At 32.3% G+C, this 26,182-nt stretch carries 24 protein-coding genes and 1 tRNA gene; 20 read left to right on the forward strand and 5 right to left on the reverse strand.

Going from position 1 to position 26,182, the window contains the following annotated elements; translation table 11 throughout:
* On the reverse strand, positions 1-358 hold a 358-nt coding region (locus ACZM4J_RS10920), incomplete at its 3' end, for a ribonuclease H-like domain-containing protein (protein ID WP_489486143.1).
* A gap of 202 nt (positions 359-560) precedes the next feature.
* On the opposite strand from ACZM4J_RS10920, the gene rsxC reads away from it, so the two are divergent.
* The 7 genes from rsxC to ACZM4J_RS10955 are packed head-to-tail and all read left to right on the forward strand — an operon-like array spanning position 561 to position 7,193.
* Complete coding sequence (rsxC, locus tag ACZM4J_RS10925) at positions 561-1,874, forward strand: electron transport complex subunit RsxC (RefSeq protein WP_302690272.1); 1,314 nt, start codon at positions 561-563, stop codon at positions 1,872-1,874.
* 2 nt (positions 1,875-1,876) lie between these two features.
* Complete coding sequence (locus ACZM4J_RS10930; protein ID WP_301955828.1) at positions 1,877-2,860, forward strand: RnfABCDGE type electron transport complex subunit D; 984 nt, start codon at positions 1,877-1,879, stop codon at positions 2,858-2,860.
* Between the two features lies 1 nt (position 2,861).
* Positions 2,862-3,503 (forward strand): RnfABCDGE type electron transport complex subunit G, encoded by a 642-nt coding sequence (locus ACZM4J_RS10935; RefSeq protein ID WP_022165787.1) that lies wholly within the window; start codon positions 2,862-2,864, stop codon positions 3,501-3,503.
* On the forward strand, positions 3,503-4,189 hold the full coding sequence (gene rsxE, locus ACZM4J_RS10940) for an electron transport complex subunit RsxE (RefSeq protein ID WP_428244643.1): 687 nt from the start codon (positions 3,503-3,505) through the stop codon (positions 4,187-4,189). Before ACZM4J_RS10935 ends, rsxE begins: the two co-directional genes overlap by 1 nt.
* A complete protein-coding gene (locus tag ACZM4J_RS10945; protein WP_022165789.1) occupies positions 4,190-4,765 on the forward strand; it encodes an electron transport complex protein RnfA in 576 nt (191 codons plus the stop codon).
* A gap of 11 nt (positions 4,766-4,776) precedes the next feature.
* Positions 4,777-5,592: an RnfABCDGE type electron transport complex subunit B gene (locus ACZM4J_RS10950; protein ID WP_428244644.1), complete on the forward strand. Its 816-nt coding sequence runs from the start codon at positions 4,777-4,779 to the stop codon at positions 5,590-5,592.
* Between the two features lie 53 nt (positions 5,593-5,645).
* On the forward strand, positions 5,646-7,193 hold the full coding sequence (locus ACZM4J_RS10955; RefSeq protein ID WP_368074885.1) for a spore germination protein: 1,548 nt from the start codon (positions 5,646-5,648) through the stop codon (positions 7,191-7,193).
* A 195-nt stretch (positions 7,194-7,388) separates the two neighbouring features.
* Here the strand turns inward: ACZM4J_RS10955 and ACZM4J_RS10960 are convergent, their stop codons facing one another.
* The 3 genes from ACZM4J_RS10960 to ACZM4J_RS10970 all read right to left on the reverse strand — a co-directional run bounded on the left by ACZM4J_RS10960 (position 7,389) and on the right by ACZM4J_RS10970 (position 11,325).
* Positions 7,389-8,456 (reverse strand): aldose epimerase family protein, encoded by a 1,068-nt coding sequence (locus ACZM4J_RS10960; protein WP_022165792.1) that lies wholly within the window; start codon positions 8,454-8,456, stop codon positions 7,389-7,391.
* Positions 8,457-8,548: 92 nt separating this feature from the next.
* On the reverse strand, positions 8,549-10,048 hold the full coding sequence (gene galT / locus ACZM4J_RS10965) for a UDP-glucose--hexose-1-phosphate uridylyltransferase (RefSeq protein WP_022165793.1): 1,500 nt from the start codon (positions 10,046-10,048) through the stop codon (positions 8,549-8,551).
* Positions 10,045-11,325 (reverse strand): galactokinase, encoded by a 1,281-nt coding sequence (locus ACZM4J_RS10970; protein WP_428244645.1) that lies wholly within the window; start codon positions 11,323-11,325, stop codon positions 10,045-10,047. Before ACZM4J_RS10970 ends, galT begins: the two co-directional genes overlap by 4 nt.
* A 405-nt stretch (positions 11,326-11,730) precedes the next feature.
* Between ACZM4J_RS10970 and ACZM4J_RS10975 the strand changes: the two genes are divergently transcribed.
* From ACZM4J_RS10975 to ACZM4J_RS11025, 11 genes are all read left to right on the forward strand, one after another.
* Positions 11,731-12,723, forward strand: a complete 993-nt coding sequence (locus tag ACZM4J_RS10975; protein ID WP_022165267.1) for a LacI family DNA-binding transcriptional regulator — start codon at positions 11,731-11,733, stop codon at positions 12,721-12,723.
* 92 nt (positions 12,724-12,815) lie between these two features.
* On the forward strand, positions 12,816-13,400 hold the full coding sequence (gene ruvA / locus ACZM4J_RS10980) for a Holliday junction branch migration protein RuvA (protein WP_022165268.1): 585 nt from the start codon (positions 12,816-12,818) through the stop codon (positions 13,398-13,400).
* Between the two features lie 25 nt (positions 13,401-13,425).
* Positions 13,426-14,424, forward strand: a complete 999-nt coding sequence (ruvB, locus tag ACZM4J_RS10985) for a Holliday junction branch migration DNA helicase RuvB (protein WP_022165269.1) — start codon at positions 13,426-13,428, stop codon at positions 14,422-14,424.
* 46 nt (positions 14,425-14,470) lie between these two features.
* The gene (locus ACZM4J_RS10990; protein WP_302689812.1) at positions 14,471-15,583 is read left to right on the forward strand and encodes a hypothetical protein; all 1,113 of its coding nucleotides are present in this window, start codon (positions 14,471-14,473) and stop codon (positions 15,581-15,583) included.
* An 83-nt stretch (positions 15,584-15,666) separates the two neighbouring features.
* Complete coding sequence (locus ACZM4J_RS10995) at positions 15,667-16,065, forward strand: cell division protein ZapA (RefSeq protein WP_022165270.1); 399 nt, start codon at positions 15,667-15,669, stop codon at positions 16,063-16,065.
* Positions 16,066-16,127: 62 nt separating this feature from the next.
* A complete protein-coding gene (locus tag ACZM4J_RS11000; protein ID WP_489486150.1) occupies positions 16,128-18,323 on the forward strand; it encodes a peptidase U32 family protein in 2,196 nt (731 codons plus the stop codon).
* Positions 18,324-18,343: 20 nt separating this feature from the next.
* A complete protein-coding gene (locus tag ACZM4J_RS11005) occupies positions 18,344-19,762 on the forward strand; it encodes an FtsW/RodA/SpoVE family cell cycle protein (RefSeq protein WP_299054932.1) in 1,419 nt (472 codons plus the stop codon).
* The gene (locus tag ACZM4J_RS11010) at positions 19,695-21,182 is read left to right on the forward strand and encodes a peptidoglycan D,D-transpeptidase FtsI family protein (RefSeq protein ID WP_428244647.1); all 1,488 of its coding nucleotides are present in this window, start codon (positions 19,695-19,697) and stop codon (positions 21,180-21,182) included. The genes ACZM4J_RS11005 and ACZM4J_RS11010 overlap by 68 nt, the downstream gene beginning before the upstream one ends.
* A gap of 76 nt (positions 21,183-21,258) precedes the next feature.
* Positions 21,259-21,696, forward strand: a complete 438-nt coding sequence (locus tag ACZM4J_RS11015; protein ID WP_022166139.1) for an NUDIX hydrolase — start codon at positions 21,259-21,261, stop codon at positions 21,694-21,696.
* 47 nt (positions 21,697-21,743) lie between these two features.
* Positions 21,744-22,358: an epoxyqueuosine reductase QueH gene (locus ACZM4J_RS11020; protein WP_428244648.1), complete on the forward strand. Its 615-nt coding sequence runs from the start codon at positions 21,744-21,746 to the stop codon at positions 22,356-22,358.
* Between the two features lie 105 nt (positions 22,359-22,463).
* Entirely contained in the window at positions 22,464-24,068 is a 1,605-nt protein-coding gene (locus tag ACZM4J_RS11025; protein ID WP_489486151.1) for a chitobiase/beta-hexosaminidase C-terminal domain-containing protein, read from the forward strand.
* Positions 24,069-24,426: 358 nt separating this feature from the next.
* On the opposite strand, the gene ACZM4J_RS11030 is transcribed toward ACZM4J_RS11025, so the two are convergent.
* Positions 24,427-24,508: transfer RNA gene (locus tag ACZM4J_RS11030), tRNA-Leu, on the reverse strand.
* A 190-nt stretch (positions 24,509-24,698) separates the two neighbouring features.
* On the opposite strand from ACZM4J_RS11030, the gene ACZM4J_RS11035 reads away from it, so the two are divergent.
* Both ACZM4J_RS11035 and ACZM4J_RS11040 read left to right on the forward strand, forming a co-directional pair.
* A complete protein-coding gene (locus ACZM4J_RS11035) occupies positions 24,699-25,049 on the forward strand; it encodes a hypothetical protein (protein WP_022166138.1) in 351 nt (116 codons plus the stop codon).
* A 26-nt stretch (positions 25,050-25,075) separates the two neighbouring features.
* On the forward strand, positions 25,076-26,182 hold a 1,107-nt coding region (locus tag ACZM4J_RS11040), incomplete at its 3' end, for a 5'-3' exonuclease H3TH domain-containing protein (RefSeq protein ID WP_489486154.1).

Here is a 26,182-nt window from a genome sequence, read left to right on the forward strand (position 1 = left end):
AAATATCTATCTGCTTATATTTCTCAAAATTAAAATCCAGCATATATTTTTCGCCACGTTCTTTTACAAAAGGAATATCAAAAGAATTACCGTTAAAATGAATTATCGTGTCGAAATCTTTTATGAACTTGTTAAATGCCATTAAAACGTTAGCTTCATCATTGAAATTTTCTGCTAACCACTGTGTATACATTAACTGCTCACCTGCATAATACATACAGCCGATTAAATATATGTTACAGTATTTTCTGGAAAAACCTGTTGTTTCAATGTCAAAAAAAATAACTTTGTCCTTAGACGAAAGTGTTTCTATAGGGTATTCAATTTTTACATCTGCTTTATTTCTTATAACTATCATAAGTGTATTTTATCATAGGATTAAAAAAAGAAAAAGTGCAGACAAAAATTAAAAGTAGTCTATAGAAAATGTCTAAAGAAAATATTTCAGGATAAGAGCGATTTTAACATAAAAATATGATAAATTTAATGTATTTATTGAAGAAAATCATCAAAAGTATTATTATAAGAGAAGGCTATAAAAAATAGAGAGAGGTAAAAAAATGTCTATTCTAACATTTAAAGGAGGAGTTCATCCATACGATGGAAAAGAACTTTCAAAAGATGTGGCTGTTAGAAAAGTAAATCCGGGAAAAGAAGTTGTAATTCCTGTATCTCAGCATATAGGAGCACCGGCAGTACCTGTTATTGAAATCGGTGACAGAGTGCTTAAGGGACAGCTAATTGCCAAGGCAAATGGATTTGTTTCAGCCAATATTCATTCATCAGTTTCAGGAACTGTTAAGAAGATAGAACCAAGACTTGTACCAAATGGTTCAAAAGTTTTATCTATTATCATTGAAAATGATGAACAATATGAAGAAATGGAGTATGAAGTTCCAAGTGAGCCTTTCACTAAGGAATATATAAGAGAATCTGTAAAAGAGTGTGGTGTTGTTGGTTTAGGTGGAGCATGTTTTCCAACACATGTTAAGCTTGCACCGAAAGATGAAAATGCCATTGATTATATTATTGTTAATGGAGCGGAATGTGAGCCATATATTACATCTGATTACAGAAGATTAGTTGAGAATCCTAAGGAAGTTATAGAAGGATTAAAGATTATTCTTCAATTATTTGACAATGCAAAAGGTGTTATTGCAATTGAAAATAATAAGATGGATGTAATAGAGAATTTAACAAAGCTTACAGCCAATGAAGACAGAATTCAGGTGGCAACACTTAAAACAAAATATCCACAGGGTTCTGAAAGACATATTATTCATGCAGTAACAAAAAGAAAAATTAATTCATCAATGCTACCTGCTGATGCAGGCTGCATAGTTGACAATGTTGATACTGTATACAATGTTTACAGAGCTGTTAAATTACACAAACCTTTAACAGAGAGAATTGTTACTGTCTCAGGTGACGGAGTCAAAAATCCCTGTAATTTGGAAGTTCCTTTTGGAACAATGCATCAGTTAATAGTTGACGAAGCTGGTGGAATTGATGAAAATACAGAAAAAATTCTATCCGGTGGTCCTATGATGGGGCAGGCTATGTTCAATTTGGATGTGCCTGTTATAAAAGGTTCATCAGCCTTACTTGTGTTTAAACATGATCAGGTTGCACATGGCACAATGACTAATTGTTTAAATTGTGGCAAGTGCGTTCAGGTTTGTCCTGAAGGGTTAGTTTGTGCCAAATTAGCACAGGCTGCTGTAGCTGATGACATGGAAGGATTTATTAAAATGCATGGTATGGAATGTATTGAATGTGGTACATGTAATTTTATTTGTCCTGCTAACAGAAATATTACACAATCAGTTAGAACTATGAAAAGAAAAGTTCAGGCTGCACGTAGGAAAGGGTAAGAGTGAAAGAAATGTATAATGTATCATCAAGCCCTCATGTAAAAGCAAAAGTTACAACTATGTCAATTATGGGAGATGTAATAATTGCGTTACTACCGGCTACAATTTTTGGAATATATAACTCAGCCAACCTTTTTGGCATAAAATACGGTATTCACTCAGCATTATTAATAATTTTAACAGTTATTACATGTGTTGCTTCTGAATACATATATAACAAAATTACAAATAATCCTGTTTCAATTTTCGATTTAAGCGCAGTTGTAACAGGTATGATTTTAGCACTTAATTTACCTTGCACATTTCCATATTGGAAAGCTGCATTAGGTGGTGTGTTTGCAATTATAATTGTAAAGCAGTTATTTGGCGGACTTGGACAGAACTTTATGAACCCTGCACTTGGAGCAAGATGCTTTTTAATGTTAAGTTTTGCAGGTAACATGACAGCTTTCTACCCTACAGATGTTAGTGGAATAGATGCTACATCAAGTGCAACACCGCTGACAGCATTAAAGAATGTAGGCGAAAGTTCTTCATCTTTACTTGATATGTTTATTGGTAACCATGCAGGTACAATAGGTGAAACAAGTATAATTGCACTTTTAATTGGCGCTTTATACTTAGTAGTTAAGAAGGTAATAGATTTAAGAATTCCACTTACATATATAGTTGTATTTGCAATTTGTATTATGTTATTTAATGGTAAGACAGATATTGATTTCCTTGCAATGCATCTTTGTGGTGGTGGTTTAATTTTCGGAGCTTTCTTTATGGCAACAGATTACACAACTTCACCAATTACAAAAACAGGTCGTTATATTTTTGGAGCCTGCTTAGGTATTTTAACAGCTATATTCAGAACTTTTGGAAACACAGCAGAAGGTGTAAGTTATGCAATTATCTTCTGTAACCTTTTAGTGCCTTTAATTGAGAAATGCACAATTCCAAGAGCTTTCGGTATTGTTAAGCAGAAGGGAGGCAGATAATATGAAGAATATTGTTAAGAACACATTAATATTATTTGCCATTACTTTAGTGGCAGGCTTAGGACTTGGCTTTGTTTATAATGTTACATCAAAGGCTAGAAATGACCAGGAAGAAAAAACTAAAATGACTGCTTACGAGTCAGTAATGCCTGGTATGGAAAGCTTTGAAAATGTGAAAGTTGACAGCGCCTGTGCTAAATACATTAAAGAACAGGTTAAGAAAAACGAAACAGACAATAACATCACTACTATCAAAGAGTTTAACTGTGATATTAATGAAGTGGTAGAGGCGAAAGATAATAGTGGAGAAGCATTAGGCTATATTGTAACTGTAACTGATAATGAGGCCTACGATGGAAGTCTTCAGATGACAGTTGGTATAAAAAATGACGGTACGGTTCTTGGTATTTCATTTTTATCTTTATCTGAAACACCTGGACTTGGTATGAAGGCAAATGAAGATAGTTTTAAGAATCAGTTTAAAAATAAAAAAGCAGATTATTTTGTTTACTCAAAAAGTGGAGCTTCAGCAGATAATGAAATTAATGCTATAAGTAGTGCTACAATTACAAGTAATGCAGTAACTCATGGTGTTAATGCTGCTATCTACTGTGTGAAATATATTACAGGAGGTGGCAAGTAATGGGAAAGATAGATGAGAGATTATATAACGGTATTATCAAAGAAAATCCAACATTTGTGTTGGTACTTGGAATGTGTCCGACGCTTGCGGTTACTTCTTCATTAATTAACGGTGCAGGTATGGGACTTAGTACAATGGCTGTTTTAATATTATCTAACTGTGTAATTTCACTTTTAAGAAATATTATTCCAAACAGTGTGAGAGTGCCTGCGTACATTGTTATCGTTGCAAGTTTCGTTACAATTTTACAGTTCTTATTAGAGGCTTATTTACCATCCTTAAATAGTGCGTTGGGTATTTATATACCTCTTATTGTTGTAAACTGTATTATTTTAGGTAGAGCAGAAAGTTATGCATCAAAGAATCCTGTTATACCATCGATTTTTGATGGTGTGGGTATGGGACTTGGATTTACAATTGCCCTTTCAATTTTAGGTGGCTTCAGAGAAATCTTAGGTGCAGGAACAATTCTTGGAATTAACATTCCTAACTGGGATGGAATTGGAATTTTCGTTATGGCTCCAGGTGCCTTCTTTGTATTGGCATTTTTAATTGCCATTCAGAATCAGATTAGAATTAGTCATGGTAAAAAGCCAAGAAAATTGCATTGTGAAGAAGGCTGTGCAAGTTGTCAGGGCTGTATTAATTTTGATTCCTGTGATAAAGAAGAAAAGGAGGACAAATAAATGGTTAATTGTATGTTAATAGCTGTTGCTGCAGCATTAGTAAATAATGTTGTATTAAGCCAGTTTTTAGGCTTGTGTCCTTTTATTGGAGTATCAAAGAAAACAGATACTGCTGCAGGCATGGGAGCTGCCGTTATTTTCGTTATTATGATTGCGTCAGCAGTTACTTACGGATTATATTATGCACTTTTAGTGCCTTTTAAATTAGAATACTTACAGACTATAGTATTTATTTTGGTTATTGCAGCTTTAGTTCAGTTAGTTGAAATGATATTAAAGAAATTTATTAAACCTTTATATCAGGCATTAGGTGTATACTTGCCACTTATAACAACAAACTGTGCTGTACTTGGTGTTGCAATTTCTAATATTGACAGCGGATATAATTTTGCTGAAAGTATGGCAAATTCTTTTGGTATTTCTGTTGGTTTTCTAATTGCCATTGTTATTTTAGCCGGCATTAGAGAAAAATCAGAAAATAATAATATACCAAAAGCATTTCAGGGAACACCTATGGTTTTATTGGCAGCTGGATTAATGGCAATAGCATTTACCGGTTTTACCGGCATTATTTAAGGAGGTAGAACATGGGAATTTTAGCATTAAGTGCCACTATAAAAGGAATACTTTTGGCTGTTCTTATTGTTGGTGGTGTAGGACTTATAATTGGTATAGTTTTAGGAATTGCAGGAAAATTCTTTGCAGTTGAAGTTAATGAAACAGAAGCTGCAATAAGAGAAGAGCTTCCTGGAAATAACTGTGGTGGTTGTGGATTTCCGGGCTGTGACGGTTTAGCTGCTGCAATTGCAAAAGGCGAATGTGATCCGGGAGCCTGTCCTGTTGGTGGAGCAGAAGTTGCAAAGAAAATCGCCAAAATCATTGGTGTGGAAGCAAACGTAGTAAAAAAAGTTGCTTACGTTGCCTGTTCCGGTGACTGTGATAAGGCAAAAGATAAATATAATTATTATGGAAATATGTCATGTGAAGATGCTGCAAACATACCTGGTGGCGGTGCAAAGGCATGTGGTTATGGATGTTTAGGTTTAGGTTCATGTGTGAAAGTGTGTGAGTTTGATGCAATACATGTTGTAAACGGTAAGGCTGTGGTTGACAGAGATAAGTGTAAAGCATGTGGTAAATGCGTTCAGGCGTGTCCAAAACATTTAATCTCAATTATTCCATATGATTCAAAATATGTTGTTAAATGTAGTTCAAAAGATAAAGGTAGAGATGTAATGCAGGCTTGTACAGCAGGCTGTATTGGATGCGGACTTTGTGCAAAGAACTGTCCAAACGAAGCTATTGATTTTGAATTTAACTTAGCAGTTATTAATCAGGACAAATGTAAAAACTGCGGTATTTGTGCAGAAAAATGTCCTAAGAAAGTTATTGAAAATATTTAAATGAATAATTAATAAAAATCACCTTATACTATAACTTAGTGTGAGGTATTTTTATGGAAAAAAATAATAAAAGAAAAAATCCTTTCTTGGATACAATAGATAGTGATAGTTCTAAGAATGATGGTAATAATGGAGTGAATATTTATCCAAAAGGAAATACAAATGGTAATAATAGCATTGAATATAACGATGTAAATTTTATATCAGATAATTTACAAATGAATGTGGAAAAAATAGATAAACTGCTTTATGTGGAACAAAGTTTTGATTTACTAAAAAGAGAACTTACAGTAGGTAATAGAAAAGCTGTAATGTATTATATTAACGGCTTTTGTGACAGTGACATGATTCAGAAAATAGAGGAATTTTTTTGTAAGCTTAAAGCCGATGAAATACCGGATACGCCTGAAAGATTTGTCAGAGATAAAATTCCTTATGTACAAATAGATTTATATAAGGATCAATATAATGTTGTTACTTTTATTTTGTCAGGTGTTGTATGTCTCTTAGTTGAAGGTTTCCCCAAGGCAATGCTTATTGATATTAGAAAATATCCTGACAGAAGTATAGAAGAACCTGAAAAATACAAGGTTTTGCGAGGCTCTAGAGATGGTTTCGTGGAAAATATAATAAGGAATACTGCTTTAATCAGAAGGCGAATACGTGATCCTAAATATATGTGCGAGGTTGTACAGGTTGGTAGAAGTTCAAGAACCGATATAGCAGTGTGTTATATGTCAGATAAAGCTGACAAAAAACTTTTAAATTATATAAAGAAACAACTTCGTGAAATTAAAACAGATGCCCTTCCCATGAATCAGGAAAGTTTGTCAGAATGTTTGCATAAAGGACATTGGTTTAATCCTTTTCCCAAGTTTAGATATACGGAAAGACCGGACACAGTTGCTGCGGAAATATTAGAGGGACAAATTTGTATATTGGTTGATAATTCACCTGCTGCAATGTTACTTCCCACAACTATATTTGACGTAATAGAAGAAGCAGATGATTATTATTTTCCACCAATTACAGGAACTTATTTAAGACTGGCAAGAACAATTGTGACGTTGGTATCCCTAATATTAACGCCGTTATTTTTGCTTTACGCAAACAATCCTGAGTTTGTGCCAGACTGGCTGTTTTTTACAAAAATAACTGAGCCACAATATGTCCCTATTTTCCTGCAATTGCTAATTTTAGAGCTGGCGGTAGACGGTTTAAAGCTGGCTGCCATAAATACGCCAAGTACATTGAATACCCCGCTGTCATTAATTGCAGCAATAATTATTGGGGAGTTTGCAGTTAATACAGGGTGGTTTAATGAACAGACAATGCTTTACATGGCGGTAGTAGCCATTGCTAATTTCACTCATGAAAATTATGAGCTTGCATACTCTATTAAATTTTTGAGATTAATAATGCTTGTTTTGACACAGCTATTTAATTTAACAGGTTTAATTATAGGATTGGTGATTACGGTTTTAACAATAGTTTCTAACAGAACCATTGCAAGGACAAGTTATATATATCCATTATATCCTTTTGATTTGAAAAAATTTCTTCTTAGATTTTTTAGAATTTCAATAAAAAAGAAAATGTAAGACAAAAATTAACGCATGTGCTAACAAAAAGGAGAAATAAAATACAACACATGCGCCGTCTATATTAAAAGTTAAATATCTATATGATTAGGGATTGTGTGAGAGGGAAATCCACAATCCCATTTAGTTAAATAATATATTTTAAAGGGGAGTTTTAATTATTTAACTGTTCTATAATCATATAGTAGTCCGAAATTATGTATTTAGTGTGTACAAAATATGTTTTTTGAATGTTTTATGTTTGGGGCATACTGAACTGATGAAATTTGGATTATTAATTGCATCAGGGAAAAATTGTGGTTCAAAACAAACAGCGGCCCGCTGGTTGTATACATGCCCGTTTTTTCCTGAAATATTCTCTACATAATTGGCTGTATACATTTGGACACCCGGATAATCTGTTTCTACGGAAAGTTTAATTCCTGACTTATCACCGGTAGCTTCAACAATTTTGTGAAGTTTTCCATTATAAGGTAAATCTTCGTATTTAACTGCCTTATTAGGTTCTACGGTTACAAAGTTATGGTCATAACCTTTACCGTAAATTAATTGCTGAAAATCATTCTCTATTTCTAACCTAATTTTTTTAGGGCTGGTAAAGTCCATAGGCGTGTTTTTTACCGATTCAACAGTTCCTAAAGGAATCGATTCCCTGTTGGCAGGAGTATAGTAGTCTGCAAAAATCTGTACGCTATGGTCTAATACCGAACCTGAACCTTCACCGTTAAGATTAAAGTAGGAGTGATTAGTAATATTAATTATTGTATCTTCCTTTGGTATACCTTCAAAAATTATTTCAAATGAATTATTGTTTATAATTTTGTAAGTTACAAATACTTTTATCTCACCGGGGAATCCCTGATCCATATTAGGACTGTTCAGTGAAAATGTAATGTGGTTATCATCATAAGTTTCAACATTCCATATTCGTTTAAAATAAGGATTGTTACCACTATGTAAATTGTTTTTACCATCGTTTTGGTCAAGACTGTATGCAACATTGTTTAAAGTAAATTTACCGTTTTTTATTCTGTTGGCGTTTCTGCCTACATTGCAACCGAAACATGGATCGTTTTTAGTTTCATAATCTTTTGCATTTGAAAAACCAAGAACGATGTCAGTTTTTTTGTCACCATCCTTAACAATCAGGTTTACAAGAGTAGTGCCATAATCTGTAACTGATAAATCGAGAGCAGGGGTTTGTAAAGTATATAATTTACATTCCTTACCGTTACTTAATGTGCCAAAATCTTCAATAATCATAAATGAAATCTCCTGTTATTTTTAATTATTATCTGTTAACTGTGGATATTTTGATAAAAAAATATCAGATAAGATATTAACAGCTTATTGTTTTATAGTTGCTGAATGAATTTCATAAAGCCCTTCATTCCATCAGGGGTACATTTGTATACTCCGGCATCTTCTAATACTTTAACGAAAGTTTTTCCGATTTCCTGTTGAAGAATTTCATTAATGTTATCCTTAGTAATTGATTCATACTTAGGAATAAAATTGTATGCCCAGTCAGCATGTTTTCTGATTTCTTCATTTGAACGGATATCTTTGTTATTTAAAATATAATCAGATAGAATGTCCATTTCTTTGTTAAGTCTTGCCGGCAAAACAGCAAGTCCCATAAGTTCAATTAAACCGATGTTTTCCTTCTTTATATGGTGCAGGTTTTCGTGAGGGTGGAATACACCTAATGGATGTTCTTTAGTTGTAATGTTGTTTCTAAGAGCAATGTCAACCTGATATTTTCCATCTTTAATTCTTGCTATAAGAGTTACAGTATTATGAGGAGTACCATCAGTTTCAGAGAAAATGAAATATTCTTCATCACTGTAGTTTCTCCAAACTTCCAAAATATGATTGCCAAGATTAATTAAAGAATCCAAATTTTCAGACTCAAGTCTTATTACTGAAATAGGCCATTTTAAAATTCCACATTTTACATCATGGAAATCGCCAACAGAAAATTCTTTAATTATAGGTGCGTTTGCCATGGCAAAAGTATAGTTGCCCCCTTGAAAATGGTCGTGTGTTAAAATAGAACCGCCTACAATTGGTAGGTCTGCATTTGAACCTAAAAAATAATGAGGGAACATTTTTACAAAATCAAATAATTTTACAAAAGTGCTTTTTTCAATTTTCATTGGTGTATGTTCACCGTTAAAAACTATGCAGTGCTCATTGTAATAAACGTAAGGGGAATATTGAAAGCACCACTTAGAATTATTAAGAGTTAAAGGAATAACTCTGTGATTCTGTCTTGCAGGATGATTAACTCTGCCGGCATAACCCTCATTTTCAATACACAATGCACATTTAGGATATGAAGATGCTTTTACGTTTTTAGCTGCGGCAATAGCTTTCGGATCTTTTTCAGGTTTAGATAAATTGATTGTAATATCTAAATTTCCATATTCGCATTGGTATTTCCAATTTTTATTCTTTTCAATTCTTGATTTCCTTATATAATTTGTTTTTGTTGAAAAATTGTAGTAGAAGTTAGTTGCTTCTTCTGGTGATTTTTCATACTTTTCAAAAAAAGTTGAAATAACCTGCCCTGGTCTTGGAGTGATACAGTTCATAATTTTTGTGTCGAACAAGTCTCTGTAAGTAACGGAATCTTCTATTATATTTAGTTTTACTGCTGCATCAAGCAAGTTTCCTAATATTTCATCTAAAGTTAAATTATATTCTACATCAGGATCGCTGAAATCTTCTTTACCAAAAACTTCCAACAACATATTTGTAGAATAAATTCTTTCACATTCAGGAATTAAATTATTATCAATTCCATATTGTACAAGTCTTTTTATATTTTCATCTATAACTACATTAATCATAATACTTTAATTCCTCCATATTTTCTAATCTTTAAAACATGACATGTGTTTTCACCTAATAATTTTTCCATTTGCTCCTTGTAAGTTGAAACATATTCATTTTTTACAAATGCCTGTATTGTTCCGGCAAAACCACCACCATGTACGCGACAAACACCGTTGTCTTTTAATACAAGTTCGCTAACCGCCAATGCAACTGAAACAGGCTGATTTTTATAATCTTTTCCTGAATAAATATTCTGTAAATATTTATAAGATGAATTACCTGATTCTTTAACTAAATTAAGAAAGTTTGTGAAGTCATTATTTTTTAATGCATCAACTTCTTTCTGAACTCTGGCATTTTCACCGAAGAAGTGAATTGCTCTTAATAACCCACGATTGCTAACAGCAGAGTAGAGTTCAGGAATTTTATCATAAAAATCATCTGCAGGTATTTCATTTAAAAATTCTTTGTTAAAATACTGGGCAACCTCTTTCATTTCAGCAGGAATGGCAGCATAATCATCTGTTAAATCTGCATGTGAGGCTTTGGTGTCTGTGATGCAAAGACTATAGCCTTCTTTTTCAACATCAAAGTCGACTTTTTCGACTATTGGTGAGTCAGGATTTTTAAAATTAATATGTACAAAACCCCCTACGGAACAAGCCATTTGGTCCATTAAGCCGCAAGGTTTTCCAAAGAAAACATTTTCTGCATATTGTCCGATTTGAGCAATTTCAGTGGAAGATACTTCCATATTGTTATACATACCTGAAATAATGGTTCCGATAATTGCTTCAAAAGCTGCTGAAGATGAAAGACCGGCACCGTTTATTACATCGCTTGTAATATAAGCTTTAAAAGGTCCTATTTTATAGCCTTCTTTTTTCATTCCTGCAAGAACTCCTTTAATTAAAGAAGAAGTAGTGCCAAAATCTTTTTCGTTTACATTCAAGTCTTCTACAGAAACTGAAATTGGGTCATAACCTTCAGATATAAGTTCTATAGTGTTTTCGGTAGTTTTTCCAACAATGGCTATTGCATCTAAATTAATTGAAGCTGCAAGAACCATACCATGCTGATGGTCTGTATGATTGCCACCAACTTCAGTTCTGCCGGGAGCACTGTAAATTTCAACATCTTCATCGTCGAAAAATTTTTCGTATTTACTTAATGCATTAATATAACGATTTTTCTGATAATCAATCATTTCAGAATCGTCATAGTATATATCTGCTAAAGTAGAGTTGAATTTGTTATTTAATATTTGTTTCTTTAATTCGTCTATTTTCATAAAATACCTCCAAAATATGTAGTGAAACCGTAACAAATAATTAGTTGAAAACTTTTAAATTTCTTCTGTTAAGGTAAATATAAAATTATTTTACTAAAAAATCAACAAAGTTTACTAAAATAAAAAATCTTTGTGAAAAAGTAATAAATATAATAAAAGGAAATTAGTATAAATGTACGTATAAAATCGTTATTTTTTTGTGGTAAACTTTTAGTAAAATTTAGTAAAAAAATTATTGAAAAAAGTAAATAGGTTTTGTAATATATAAGTATTGAAAAAAAGCTATTTATTAGGCAACTTAGGATAGTTACTAATTAACGGTTTGAGTAAATAGAATAATGAAAATTTCATAATGCAAGTTAGATAATGAAATACATATTAGATACATAATTTTGGAGGTAAAAAATGGCTACGATTAAAGATATTGCCAAAATGGCAAATGTGAGCATGGCAACAGTTTCAAGAATTTTAAATAATGACAGCAGTCTTAGTACATCTTTAGAAACAAAAATGCGGGTAATGGAGGCTGCAAAAAAACTAAATTATAAAAAAACAGGTAGAAGTAAGAAAAGTAATTTTACTTTGGGGATTGTACAGTGGTTTTCAGCAGAACAGGAGATGCAGGATTCATATTATCTTTCTGTGAGAAATGGAATTGAAGATTTTTGTCTTAAAAACTCAATACAAATTATAAGAGTATTTAAAAGTGACGAGAACTATATTGAAAATTTAAATGACGTAGATGGAATAATCTGCATTGGAAAATTTAGTAAAAAAGATATAAAGTCTATTACTAAAATCACGTCAAACACAGTATTTTTGGATATGGAAATGCCTGACTACAATGTGACAACTTTTTCCATGGACTTCAAAGATGCAATTTACAAGGGAATGGATTATCTTTTATCTTTAGGTCATAAAAAAATAGGCTTCCTTGCAGGAGTAGAAGTGTTAGATGAAAATGAGATTGTAGAAGATGAGAGATTAAATGCTTATGTGTCATTTTGCAGGGAAAATGAAATGGACTGTGATACTTTCTTAAGACAGGGTAACTACAGTATCGAATCAGGTTATGAAATGATGAAGAATTTGATAGATTCAGATGAAATACCCACAGCTGTTGTTTGTGCAAGTGACTACATTGCTTTTGGCGCAATGAAGGCAATTAATGAAAAAGGACTAAAGATGCCAGAGGATATATCTATTGTTGGATTTGATGATGCCAGTATTTGTAACTACACAACACCTTCACTTACAACGTTACATGCACCGGCTTATGATATGGGACAATATGGTGTTAATTTCTTATATGGAGCCTCAAATTTGAGTATTTCAACTGCGGTTAAGGTAAAAATGCCTTGTACACTGGTTGAAAGAGAATCCTGTTTTAAATTATAATTTGAATTGTAATAGATAAAAAAATGTGTTATTATATCTTCAAGGTAAACATTTGTTCTATTAATGAACGAAGTGAAAAAGGGAGACAGATAATGATTTCATACATAAAAGGTGTTGTTGATTCGGTTGAATTGGACAGAGTTGTTATTGAAAATAATCAGATAGGATATAATATTCTAATGCCGGTAACGGCACTTGAAACATTAGGTATAGGAGAAGAAGTCAAGATTTACACATACTTTAATGTACGTGAAGACGCAATGCAGTTGTTTGGCTTTTTTTCTAAAGAAGAATTAGAATTATTTAAAAAATTAATAAGTGTAAGTGGTGTTGGTCCAAAGGGCGGCCTTGCCATTGTTTCTGCATTGCCTGGAGAACAACTTCAAATGGCAATAATTTCAGGTGATGCCAAGGCAATTTCAAAAGCACAGGGAATAGGTGCCAAAACTGCTCAGCGAATTATTATAGAATTAAAAGATAAGATAGATTTGGAAGATATGATTCATACATCAGGAAATGATGATATTTCAAACAGTGTCCAGTCAGACGCAGTTGACGCATTAGTAGCGCTTGGTTATTCTAAGGGCGATGCTTTCAGCGCAGTTAAGAAGATAGAAATTACTGAAAGCATGGATGTTGAGGAAGTATTGAAAAAGGCATTGAAGAATATAATATAACTTTTATAATATGAAGGAAAGATAAATGGCGAAAAGAATTATTCAAACAGAAGCAGCATCCGAGGATGTTGTAATAGAAAAAGGTCTTAGACCATCTTCTCTTGATCAATATGTTGGTCAGGAGAAAGCAAAAAATAATTTGAAAATTTTTATAGAAGCAGCAAAATCGCGAAATGAACCGTTAGATCATGTATTGTTTTATGGACCACCGGGACTAGGAAAAACAACCTTGTCAACTATAATTGCAAATGAAATGGGCGTTAATATTAAGATTACTTCAGGACCGGCAATTGAAAAGCCGGGAGAGATGGCTGCCATACTTAATAATTTATCGGAAAATGATATTTTGTTTATAGATGAAATTCACAGATTAAACAGACAGGTAGAAGAGGTTTTGTATCCGGCCATGGAAGACTATTCAATTGACATTATGATTGGTAAAGGTCAGGGGGCCAGATCTATTAGACTTGATTTGCCTAAGTTTACTTTGGTTGGGGCAACAACAAGAGCAGGACTATTAACAGCCCCTCTTAGAGACAGATTTGGTGTTATTAATAAGCTGGAGTTTTATACAATAGATGAATTAAAGCAGATTATTATAAGGTCTGCTGGCTTACTTAATGTTGAAATTGATGAACAGGGAGCTGTTGAAATGGCTAGACGTTCAAGAGGAACACCACGTCTTGCAAACCGCTTGTTAAAAAGGGTAAGGGATTTTGCTCAGGTTAAATACGACGGTAAGATTACATATGAAGTGGCAAATGATGCTTTGAACCTTTTAGAAGTTGACAAGTTAGGTCTTGATAAAGGTGATAGAAGCATACTGGAAACCATAATTTACAAGTTCGCAGGCGGACCTGTGGGACTTGATACTTTAGCGGCTGCTTTAGGCGAGGATGCAGGCACTTTAGAAGATGTTTATGAACCATATTTAATTCAAAACGGATTTATTCAAAGGACACCGAGAGGCAGAGTGGTAACAGACTTTGCTTATACACATATAGGTGTTGAAAAAAACGTTTAAAAATGGTAATATAAAAGAGATGAAATTTTTTAGGAGGGTGTATAAAATGAGAAAGAATTTTTTCAAAAAGATCTCTGCCGTTGCATTATCTTTAACAATGGTAGTAGGAATGGTCGGTACAGTACCAGCCGCAGTTAAAACAGGTACAGATATCTCTAACGGAGTTAAGTGGCAGGCATTTTCAATTCACACTAGAGAAGATGGTGGAAAATGGGAAGATGAATTAAAGAAAGATGGTCAGGTTTACAACAACCAGAAGAACGCTTTCAAGAGCTATGGCGAAAATGCTAAGCTTGCTGCAGCTTCAACAAACGGAGATGCATTACTTAACATTACAAGTACAGGTTATAGTGCTCAGTGGACACCAATGGGAACTGTAGCACAGAGCAACCCTTGGGGTGTTACATTAAAGAAAATCCTTAACATTGATAGAGGACGTACTTACACAATTTCATTTAAGATTAAGTCAACATTAAAGAATGAAATTAAACAGACAAAGAAACGTAAAGATGGAACAGGATACAATGTAGGAACAGGTAAGATGAACTACATTAAGCATGTTCATTTAAAAGCTTACAGAAATAACACAAAGGACGGAGATCCAGCAGTAAATCTTTATGCTGTTAAGGCTACATATAAGGGAGCAAATGTTCTTTCAAACACAAAAGATTTCAAGAACATGATTAAATTAGATAGCAGAAATGATGATTATGTTACAGTCACAACTAAGGTTACAGTGCCTGGCGATACAATTAAGTATAAGCAGAAGACAATGGGCGTTATGTTAGCTATGGGTGCTTTCTTAAAAGAATTCCCAGATGAAAACGACATGAGCGGTCAGGTTGAAATTAAAGACTTTAAGGTAGTCGCAGGAAATCCAGTTGCAACATCAAAGGCTCCAAAACTTAAGACAAAGAAAGCTAAGAAAGCTTACATTAAGGCTACAGCTAAGAAAGTAAAAGGTGCTAAGTCATACGAATTCCAGTATTCAACAAAGAAGAACTTTAGTTCAAAGACAAAAGTTACTTCAAAGAAGAACACTGTTAAATTAACAGGTAAGAAGATTAAATCAAAGAAGAAGATTTATGTTAGAACAAGAGTTAAAACAAGTGCTGGATACACAGTATGGTCAAAGGCAAAGAGCATTAAGGTTAAATAATTAAAGTGATAAATTACATACTTCTTTTAATTTAAAAGATTTTGTGATATTATAATCAATGATTTTAGTACAAGGAGATAATTATGTCATCAAAGAACTACGTGGATGTTATTATTGATGGGAAGATTTACAATATAGGTGGATTTGAGAGTGAAGCGTATCTACAGAAGGTTGCTACATATATCAATAATATGATACAGGACTTTAAACAGAATGAAAGCTATCGTATGCAGAATATGGATATGCAGAGAATACTTCTTGAAATTAACATAGCAAATGATTATTTTAAAGCAAAAAAACAGGCAGACATGCTTGAGGGTGATTTAGAACTAAAGGAAAAAGAAGTATACGATTTAAAACATGAGTTGATAGTTTCAGATTCGAAAGCTGAGACAGCAACTAAAGAATTAGATGAAGCTCTTGAAAAAATTAAGAATCTCGAAAAAGAGATTGTTAAACTTCAGACAGAACTTGAAAAGTAAATTAAACGATCAGGCTTCGGCCTGGTCGTTTCTTACTAATAAAACAGTTATAGGAGAAATTTATGTTAGTTGAGTTACTTGCACCGGGTGGAAATTATGAAAGCGTTATAGCAGCCATAAATGCCGGAGCTGACGCAGTATATACCGGTGGAGAATTATTTGGAGCAAGAGCTAATGCAAATAATTTATCGGAGGATGAATTAATAAGTGCAATACAGTATGCACATTTATTTAATAGAAAGATTTATTTAACAGTTAATACTTTAGTAAAAGATAATGAAATAAAAGAAAAACTATATAATTATTTACTTCCACTGTATACTAATGGGTTGGATGCCGTTATTGTACAGGACATGGGAGTATTATTGTTTATAAAAGAAAATTTTCCAGGGATGCATATTCATGCAAGTACCCAGATGACAATTTTCGGTAATTTGACAGTTGAATATCTGAAAAAACTTGGCGTGTCACGAATTGTCACACCAAGAGAACTTTCTTTAAATGAAATATCAGATATACATCAAAAGACAAATCTCGAAATCGAAAGTTTTGTTCATGGAGCTTTATGTTATTGTTATTCAGGCCAGTGTTTCCTAAGTAGTTTTATAGGTGGTCGTAGCGGAAACAGAGGCCAATGTGCCCAGCCTTGCAGAATGGAGTATGATGTTACATTAAACGGAAAAGTATTAAATAAAAAGAATGAAAAATATGTACTTAGTCCAAAAGATATTTGTACATTAAAAATTCTGCCGGAAGTAATAGAAAGTGGTGTGTATTCACTGAAAGTAGAAGGCAGAATGAAGAAACCTGAGTATGTTGCGGGAGTGGTAAGTATTTACAGAAAATATGTAGATTTATATTTGAAGACTCAGGAAAATTCCCAAATACAATATAAAGTAGAACAATCAGATTTACAGAAATTATGGGATTTATTTAACAGGAATGGTTTTAATGAAAGTTATTTTAAACAACATAATGGAAGAAACATGATTTCTTTAAAGAAGCCATCCTTTAGATTAGAAAATACAGAATATATTAGTTATATTAGAGAAAAATATTTAAAAGAAAGAAAAAAATATCTATTAGATGCGACTGTAGTAATAAAGGAAAACTATCCTATAGAAATTAGTACAACAATTAATCATAAGAAGGTTGTAGCACAAGGACAGGTACCGTTTATTGCTGAAAATAAGCCGATAACTAAAGAAACAGTTATTAAACAATTAAGTAAACTCGGAAACACAGATTTTAAATTCAGGAGTTTATCAATAAATATAGATGAAAATTTATTCGTACCTGTTGGAGCATTGAATAATTTAAGACGTGATTTCATTGAAAAAACATACAATGAAATTATAGTTAAATATAATAGAACCATAGAGGAAACGGAAGGAAAGAATATATTATTTGAACGTAAAGATTCGTCAGAAATTAATAATTATAATAATAATGATGGGAAATATAATTTTGTAGCAATGGTTTCTAACAAGAAACAATTAAATGCCGTTTTATCATTTAAAGAAATTTCAAAAGTATATTTGGAAGAGTTTTTGTTTTCTAATGACATAAGTGATATAATTGAGCAATGCAGGCGCGTAAAAAAAGAAGTATATTTGGCAATGCCGTATGTTTTTAGAAAACAGGACGTTAAAAAGTTTAATGCTAAATTTGGTGAAGCATTAAAAAATTTTGACGGATTTTTAATAAGAAATATAGAGGAATATTTCTATTTGAAAGAAAAAAAGATGGAAACTCTTTATGTTTTTGATTATAATGTTTATGCGTATAACAGTATTTCGAAAAAATATTATTGTGATGATCACATAACAACTACAAGCCCGTTAGAACTTAATTATGCAGAATTAAGAGAGCGCGGTTGTGGGGGTGAGAATTTTGTTGCTTATGGTTATATACCTACAATGATTTCTGCCAACTGTTGCTTAAAAACAGTAGACAATTGTAGAAAGAGCAATGATATATATGGAATTAAAGACAGATTAAATAATATATTTAATATAAAGTGTGTATGCGATTACTGTTATAATTTAATGTATAATTGCAAACCTTTATCTTTGTTAGGATATAGGGATAATATTAACAAATTAAGTCCTCAGACAATCAGATTGAATTTTACAATTGAATCTCAGGATGAAGTGAAAAATATAGCTAAAGATTATATTGATTCATTTTTATATAATAAGAATATCATTGATAAAACAGATTCAACTAGGGGACATTTTAAAAGAGGAGTTCTGTAGAGTAATATGGAGATTGAAAAATGAGTACATTTTTAATTATTGTGACAAAATACCTTTTTATTTTACTTATGTTTTTTTACGTATGGGAATGCTTTAGTGCACTTAGATGTAAGAATCCATACAAGGCGTCAGGTATTTTTCAAAGACAAAATGGAATAATATTTCTAACGTATTTTTTGGGAATTGCGACAATTTACATGAACCAACAGGATACTACGGAAATAGGAGTAATAATATTAGGAGGTGCACAACTTTGTTATTTGATAGTTGTGCTTGGAATTTTTCCAATCATTTATCCTAATATTAATAAGGCAATTTTAAGTAATATGTGCATGTTATTGACAATCGGTTTTATTATGTTAGCAAGATTGAAGTTTGCCAATAGCATAAGACAGTTTGTAATCGTAGCTGTGGTAACGATGCTGTCACTAATTGTGCCTTATTTAATGAGCAAATATGAATTATGGAAATCATTTACATGGATTTATTGTTTTGTAGGGATAGCCTTACTGGCATTGGTTTTAGCTGTAGGTAAAACAGATAATGGAGCTAAGCTTGCAATACCAATTGGAAAATTCTTTACTTTCCAACCATCAGAATTTGTGAAAATAATTTTTGTTTTCTTTATTGCAGGCTTGTTAAGTAAATCAACAAGTTTTAAAAACGTAGTTTTATCAGCCATAATGGCTGGTATCCATGTGTTATTGCTAGTAGCCTCAAGAGATTTAGGTAGTGCATTAATATTCTTTATGATTTATGTTTTTATGATTTATGTTGGCACAAGAAAAGTAGGCTATATTTTCATCTGCTTTGCAGGACTTTCCATTGCCTCAGTTTTCGCATACAAGGTTTTTGCTCATGTTAGAGTAAGAGTGAGCGTTTGGCTTAATCCTTGGGCTGATCCCGGAGATACAGGATTTCAGGTAACACAGTCTTTGTTTGCGCTGGGTAATGGTGGCTTAACTGGTACAGGATTATATCAGGGCAGACCAAAAGATGTACCGGTTGTAGATCAGGATTTTATTTTCTCAGCTATTGGTGAAGAGCTTGGTGCAATATTTGCAATACTTTTACTTTTGTTATGTTTAACATGTTTTGTTGCCTTTTTAAATACAGCTATGCAGCAAATAAGTTTATTTAACAAGTTGGTATGTATTGGTTTAGGAATGCAGTATGCAGTACAGATTATCGTTACAGTTGGCGGGGCAATTAACATGATTCCATCAACAGGTGTTACATTCCCATTATTAAGTTATGGTGGAAGTTCGATTCTAAGTACGCTGATTGTATTTGCAATTATTCAAGGGTTGGCAATTGTGGGAACGGCGCAAAAGTCCACAAGAAGAAGAGTAACAGAAAAAGGAGCAAGACATGTCAAGGAAAGAAGAACGCAGGAAATCCAAGGCCTCGATAGAACGCAGGAAATCAAAATACGCTAAAATAGAAAGAAAAAAACTTAATAGACAGGCAATGGTTACAACTGTAGTAATTTCCCTTATTTTTGTATTTATGATAGGTTTTTATGCTAATTTTGTTGTTAATCAAAGTCCAAAGATTATTAATAATACATATAACAGACGAATTGATGGAAGTGCATCTAAAGTAGTGCGAGGCACTATTTACAGTAAAAGTAAAAAAAGACTTGCTTATACTGATACGAAAGGGACAGAGACAGATTTGTCTGACGATGAAAGAAAATATCCATACGGTAAGATTTTTTCTCATGCAATAGGAATAACCACACATGGAAAGTATGGTTTGGAAAAAATGTGCAATTATGATTTATTGTCATCTCAGACTTCAGCAGTGCAGAAGATTATTGATGATTTCTCTGACACAGAAGAGCGGGGATGTGATGTATATACAACTTTAAGTGTTAGCACACAAAAAGCTGCATATAATAGTCTTTCAGGGTATAAAGGAGCAGTTTTTGTAATAGATCCTAATACAGGAGAAATTAGAGCAATGGTTTCAAGACCATCTTATGATCCTGAAAGTATAGATGATATATGGGATAAGATCACATCTGATTCAAGTGACTCACGATTAGTAAACAGAGCCACACAGGGTAAATATATACCGGGTTCGATTTTTAAAATTATTACTACATTAGAATACATGAAAGAAAATAAGAATTATTCTGATTTTTCTTATAATTGTAATGGTAAGGCAAACTTTAATAATTTTTCAATTAAATGTTTTGACGGAACAGCCCATTATAGTGAAGATTTAACACACGCTTTTGCATATTCATGTAACAGCGCATTTTCAACAATTGGTAATGAACTTAATGTGTCAAAGTTTAGAAAGACAGCAGAGAAGTTATTGTTTAATCAGGAATTGCCATTGGATATGGATTATAACGAAAGTGTTTTTCCACTAACAAAGAAGTCTTCACAGTTTGATATTACACAGACAAGTATAGGCCAGGGTAAAACAACGGTATCACCGGCTCATATGGCAATGATTGCGTCAGCTATTGCAAATAATGGTGTTTTAATGAAACCTTATATTGTAGACCACGTACAAAACAGTAATGGAACTGTGGTTAAATCCACAGAGCAAACAGAATATAAGCGTTTGATGAAAAAGGCACAGGCAAAGCAGTTACAGGAATATATGAGAGCTGTTTGTGAATACGGTACAGGTAAAGTGATGGCTTATTCAGATTATACGGCTTACGGTAAAACAGGTACTGCAGAAGTTGACAAAAAAGACAATGTTAATTCATGGTTTGTAGGCTATGCAAAGAAAGGCAAAAAGAAAGTTGCAATTGCAGTAGTTTTAGAAAATATGCCGGAAGGAAGCAACTCTGCAGTAAATTGTGCAAAAGAAGTATTTGATGAATATTTTAATTAGATGAAATATTGCAATGATATCTCTATTACTGTATACTAAAAGTAATTTAACACACTACAAAACAGGAGGACAACCTATGGAAAAGGCGGTCAGTTGTGGCGGTGTGGTTATATATAGAAATAAAATATTACTTTTATACAAAAATTTTCGGAATAGGTATGAAGGATGGGTTCTTCCAAAAGGAACAGTTGAACCAGGAGAAACTCATGAAGAAACTGCCTTACGTGAGGTGAAAGAAGAAACCGGCGTAAGTGCAAAAATTAATGAGTATGTGGGAAAAAGCGAATATACATTTAATATTCCTGGAGATATTGTTGAAAAAGAGGTGCATTGGTACCTAATGTCTTCTAATAGCTTTTATAGTAAACCACAGCGCGAAGAATATTTTTACGATTCTGGATATTATAAGTATATTGAAGCGTATCATTTGTTGAAATTTCCAAATGAAAGAATGATACTCAAGAAAGCTTATAAGCAATATTTAGAATTAAATAAGAAAAAGAACAAAAGATAAGACAGGACAGATCCTGTCTTATCTTTTATATGAAAGTGTGATAATAAATGAACAAAATAAATTATCAAAAAGAACTTGAAAAGACAATAGAGAATAATATTAACGAAAATAAAACTCCAAGGTTACTTCTTCATGCCTGCTGCGCACCCTGCAGTAGTTATGTGTTAGAATATTTGTCTAAATATTTTGAGATAGATGTGTTGTTTTATAATCCTAATATTTCAACAACAGAGGAATATAATCATAGAGCAGAAGAGTTAATCAGATTTATAAATGAAATGGAATTTCAACATAGTGTAAAACCCATTATTGCTAATTATGATTCTAAAGAATTTTATGAATATGTAAAAGGATATGAAAAAGCAAAAGAAGGTGGCGAAAGATGCTTTAAATGCTATAGGTTAAGATTGGAATTTTCCGGAAAGTATGCAAAGGATAACGGGTACGACTTTTTTACAACAACTCTGTCAATTAGTCCCCTTAAAAACGCACAGAAATTAAATGAAATTGGAAAAGAAATATCTGAAAAGTATAATATAGATTATTTATTTTCTGATTTTAAAAAGAAAAACGGTTATAAGAGATCTATTGAGTTGTCAAAAGAACATAATTTGTATAGACAAAATTTTTGTGGTTGTGTATTCTCTAAAAGGGATGAATGAAATTAGTATAATATATAGATAAAATATATATTTGAAAGATAGAATATTATATGATATATTCTAGGCTGTAAATATTATATTTTCAAAACAGAAAGGAATTAAAATATGATATGTCCAAATTGTGGATGTGAGTGTGATGATAATGCTATGTTTTGCAGAAAATGTGGTACAAAAATCAATGGCTTTCATAATGATATTACACAAACATCAATAGATAAAATAGATAAGACAGAAGAAGATATTTTTGCCGGTATTAAAATAGAGTCAGGCAGAGAAGGTTATAGTGAAAACGAAAATAAGAAGAGTAGTTATAAAATACAGAAGTTAGATGATGAGGTTGAAGAGGATTTAGAGGAATTTGATGACTCTTACATATCCAGCTCTAAAGAGCATAATTACAAAAGTGCTTCACATAATTACTCAAGTAGCAATAAAGTTAAAAAGAACACAACAAAAAAGAATATTTCAAAGAAAAAGGCACCTAAGAAGAAAATGTCAAAGAAGAAGGTGCTTGGTTTAATTGTTTTGGTAATTGTACTAATGGCAGCTACATCTGTGGGAACATTAGCTGTCAAGAAATCAATTATGACAGGTAAGTTTGACAAATATTATAATATTGGTGAAAAATATTACAAAGAAGAAAATTATGAGTATGCCAAGTCTCAGTATATTTTAGCTTCAAGTAATGCTTTTACAAAAGAACAGAAAATTAAAGCCTATGAAAAGGTTTGTCAGGTAGACGAAATTCTTGGGAAATATGATGAAGAAGAAATGAAATATCTTGAATATTTAATTGACGTTGATAATCAGAATATTGACTATTATAAGAAACTGATTGTTCTTTATCAGAATAATGACATGGATTCGAACATCAAAACATTAGTTAATTCTGCACCTGCAAATTTAAGAAAAGAGTTGGAGAATTTTGATGGCACAGTTCCATCAGCCAGCGTAAAGGCAGGAACTTATGATAAACCAATAGAAGTGAAACTAAGTGCCAGTGATGATGTAAAGATTTACTATACAACAGATGGTTCAGATCCAAGTGACAGTGTTTCAAGAAAAAAATATTCAGGTACAATTTCTTTTGCAACAGAAGGAACATATACTTTAAGAGCATATTCTGTTGACAAAAATAAAAAGAAAAGCAAAGAAGCAACCTACAAGTATATATTAGAATTTAAGAAAATAAATGAGCCTACAGTAGATTTGAAGAGTGGTGAATACTCGACTCAGGAGAAGATTACCGTAACTGCTGATAGTGGTTGTAGTATATACTATACAACAGACGGTACAACTCCAACAAAGAAAAGTCAGTTGTATACAGAACCAATTAAAATTCCAAAAAAGAATTCTATTTACTATTTTGTTGCAATAGATAATCAGGGTATAACAAGCTCAGTTGTTACAAGAGCATATAATTATGTACCTAAGAGAATATCATACAGTCAGGCATCTAACAGCCTTACAGATTATCTTGTTTCAAATGGTGAATTTGAAAATAATTATGGCGAATTTGAAAATGGCGATGTAGGTTATTTGGAATATAAAAAGATAACTGAAATTTCTTCAGAAGAATATTATATTATTAATTGTGAAATTGAGGACAAGGATGGAAAGAGTGTGTCTTCACAGTCATATGCAGTATCCTGCGAATCAGGTACCGTGTATGGAGTAAAGTATAATGGTGGTTCTTACAGTTTGGATTAATTTAAAGATATTACATTGTTTTCAATAATTGTTCAAATATGCAGAGAAAAATTAGCAAGAATAATAAAAAAACAGTTACTATAAAAAGTCAAAATAAAAGAAACTAAAAAAAGTCAATTTCTATGTAAGTAGCAATACAATTAAAACTGTTGAATATAGTTAATTGTATTATGATTTACAGTAGAAATTGGCTTTTTTGCATCAATGTATAACCTGAGTGCGTGTTATCATATAACTATTGTTTTATTACACCAGGGTGCTTTCTTAGTGGAACATTTTTCTTTTCACGCGAGTGTACATCCCTAGTGGAACGTTTCTTATTACATAAAAAAACACCACATTATGTGGTGTTAATCAATGCGGATAGTGGGACTTGAACCCACACGCTTTATGGGCGTCAGATTTTGAGTCTGATGCGTCTGCCATTCCGCCATATCCGCAAGCAATAAAAATCTTATCATTTTGTTGTATAAATGTCAATAAAAATGTATAATTGATTTCAGAAAAATTTTTAATTATCTTAAAAAAGAAAAATGAGCTTTGAATTGAATAAAAACAAAATGAGCAATTGGATTTTAAATAAAAAAGTACAAAATGAGCGAATAAATGTAAGATGAAACGAGGGTAAATATGAATTGCGAAGTGTTTCAGGAGAAAATAAATGATTTTATTTTTGATAGAATTGAATATTCAGAAGATTTAGAAGATTTTCTCAGTCATGCAAAAGAATGCAAAGATTGTATGGAAGAATTACAATTGTATTATACTATACATAGAGGTTTGGAAGATGTGCCGGCTCCTTTTGAGGGTGAGGAGACGAAGAAGGCAGAGGAAGAATTGCAGGATTTAATTGAATACTATGATGAATATTTGCAAAGGCAAAAGTCCTATAAAAAAGCTGCACGAATTTCAATTATTGCCATTTTAGCAATTGTTCTTTCCATAATTTCCTATGTTATAGTGAAAATTATTTTATTTTAACAAATATTATTTAAAACGAGGTAGACATGAATAAATTATTATTAATTGACGGACACAGCATATTAAACAGGGCTTTTTATGGAGTTCCTTTATTTGGAAATACAAAAGGAGTACATACTAATGCAGTATTCGGCTTCCTTAATATGATGTTTAAATTTATAGATGACGAGCAGCCAACTCATTTTGCAGTTGCATTTGATGTTCATCAGCCAACGTTCAGACATGAAATGTTTAAGGAGTATAAAGGAACAAGAAAACCTATGTTACCTGAATTAAGGGAGCAGGTTCCAATTATCAAGGATTTGCTAAAGAAAATGAATATTACGGTAATTGAACTTCCAGGTTATGAAGCAGATGATGTAATAGGAACTATGTGTAAAGAAGGGGAAAAAGAAGGTATGGATGTGTGCATTTATTCCGGTGACAGGGATTTATTGCAGCTTGCATCTGAAAAAATAACTGTTTGTATTCCTAAAACTAAAAAAGGTCAAACAACAATTGAACGATATAATACAGAAGACGTAAAGGCTTTATATAAGGTAACACCTTTTGAATTTATTGACGTAAAGGCTTTAATGGGGGATTCTTCTGACAACATACCGGGTGTGCCGGGAATTGGAGAAAAGGGAGCTACTGCCATTATTTCCCAGTTTGGTTCAATTGAAAATGCATTAGAACACGCAGATGAAATTTCAAACACAAGAAACAGAAATGCCTTAATTAATAATTTCCAATTGGCAAAAATGAGTAAAGTTTTGGCAACAATTAATATTGAATCACCTGTAGGTGTTAAACCGTCAGAGTGTGTTTTTGGAGATATTTATACAGAAGAAGCTTTAGACATCATAAAAGAACTTGAATTAAAGAGTATGATATCAAGATTTTCTAATGTTTCAGCATCAATGGACATAGAGGAGAATTTTAAATTAGTTAATGATTACGTTGAAGCAGAAGAAATTTTTAACGAATGTATAAATAACAGTGAGCAGGTAGGCTTATTTATATTAAATGAAACTGATATTTTCGGTATAGGTTTATGTTTAAGTGAAGAAAAAATATATTATATACCGGTAGTAGGATTTATTACAAAAGAATATATCAAAGATAAGTTAAAAGAAATGGTTGATAAAACA

Source organism: Eubacterium sp. (genome assembly GCF_057858645.1).

Coding starts and splice junctions, on each gene's coding strand:
- rsxC (WP_302690272.1), top strand. CDS start 561: ATGTCTATTCTAACATTTAAAGGAGGAGTTCATCCATACGATGGAAAA.
- ACZM4J_RS10935 (WP_022165787.1), top strand. CDS start 2,862: ATGAAGAATATTGTTAAGAACACATTAATATTATTTGCCATTACTTTA.
- rsxE (WP_428244643.1), top strand. CDS start 3,503: ATGGGAAAGATAGATGAGAGATTATATAACGGTATTATCAAAGAAAAT.
- ACZM4J_RS10945 (WP_022165789.1), top strand. CDS start 4,190: ATGGTTAATTGTATGTTAATAGCTGTTGCTGCAGCATTAGTAAATAAT.
- ACZM4J_RS10950 (WP_428244644.1), top strand. CDS start 4,777: ATGGGAATTTTAGCATTAAGTGCCACTATAAAAGGAATACTTTTGGCT.
- ACZM4J_RS10955 (WP_368074885.1), top strand. CDS start 5,646: ATGGAAAAAAATAATAAAAGAAAAAATCCTTTCTTGGATACAATAGAT.
- ACZM4J_RS10960 (WP_022165792.1), bottom strand. CDS start 8,456: ATGATTATTGAAGATTTTGGCACATTAAGTAACGGTAAGGAATGTAAA.
- galT (WP_022165793.1), bottom strand. CDS start 10,048: ATGATTAATGTAGTTATAGATGAAAATATAAAAAGACTTGTACAATAT.
- ACZM4J_RS10970 (WP_428244645.1), bottom strand. CDS start 11,325: ATGAAAATAGACGAATTAAAGAAACAAATATTAAATAACAAATTCAAC.
- ACZM4J_RS10975 (WP_022165267.1), top strand. CDS start 11,731: ATGGCTACGATTAAAGATATTGCCAAAATGGCAAATGTGAGCATGGCA.
- ruvA (WP_022165268.1), top strand. CDS start 12,816: ATGATTTCATACATAAAAGGTGTTGTTGATTCGGTTGAATTGGACAGA.
- ruvB (WP_022165269.1), top strand. CDS start 13,426: ATGGCGAAAAGAATTATTCAAACAGAAGCAGCATCCGAGGATGTTGTA.
- ACZM4J_RS10990 (WP_302689812.1), top strand. CDS start 14,471: ATGAGAAAGAATTTTTTCAAAAAGATCTCTGCCGTTGCATTATCTTTA.
- ACZM4J_RS10995 (WP_022165270.1), top strand. CDS start 15,667: ATGTCATCAAAGAACTACGTGGATGTTATTATTGATGGGAAGATTTAC.
- ACZM4J_RS11000 (WP_489486150.1), top strand. CDS start 16,128: ATGTTAGTTGAGTTACTTGCACCGGGTGGAAATTATGAAAGCGTTATA.
- ACZM4J_RS11005 (WP_299054932.1), top strand. CDS start 18,344: ATGAGTACATTTTTAATTATTGTGACAAAATACCTTTTTATTTTACTT.
- ACZM4J_RS11010 (WP_428244647.1), top strand. CDS start 19,695: ATGTCAAGGAAAGAAGAACGCAGGAAATCCAAGGCCTCGATAGAACGC.
- ACZM4J_RS11015 (WP_022166139.1), top strand. CDS start 21,259: ATGGAAAAGGCGGTCAGTTGTGGCGGTGTGGTTATATATAGAAATAAA.
- ACZM4J_RS11020 (WP_428244648.1), top strand. CDS start 21,744: ATGAACAAAATAAATTATCAAAAAGAACTTGAAAAGACAATAGAGAAT.
- ACZM4J_RS11025 (WP_489486151.1), top strand. CDS start 22,464: ATGATATGTCCAAATTGTGGATGTGAGTGTGATGATAATGCTATGTTT.
- ACZM4J_RS11035 (WP_022166138.1), top strand. CDS start 24,699: ATGAATTGCGAAGTGTTTCAGGAGAAAATAAATGATTTTATTTTTGAT.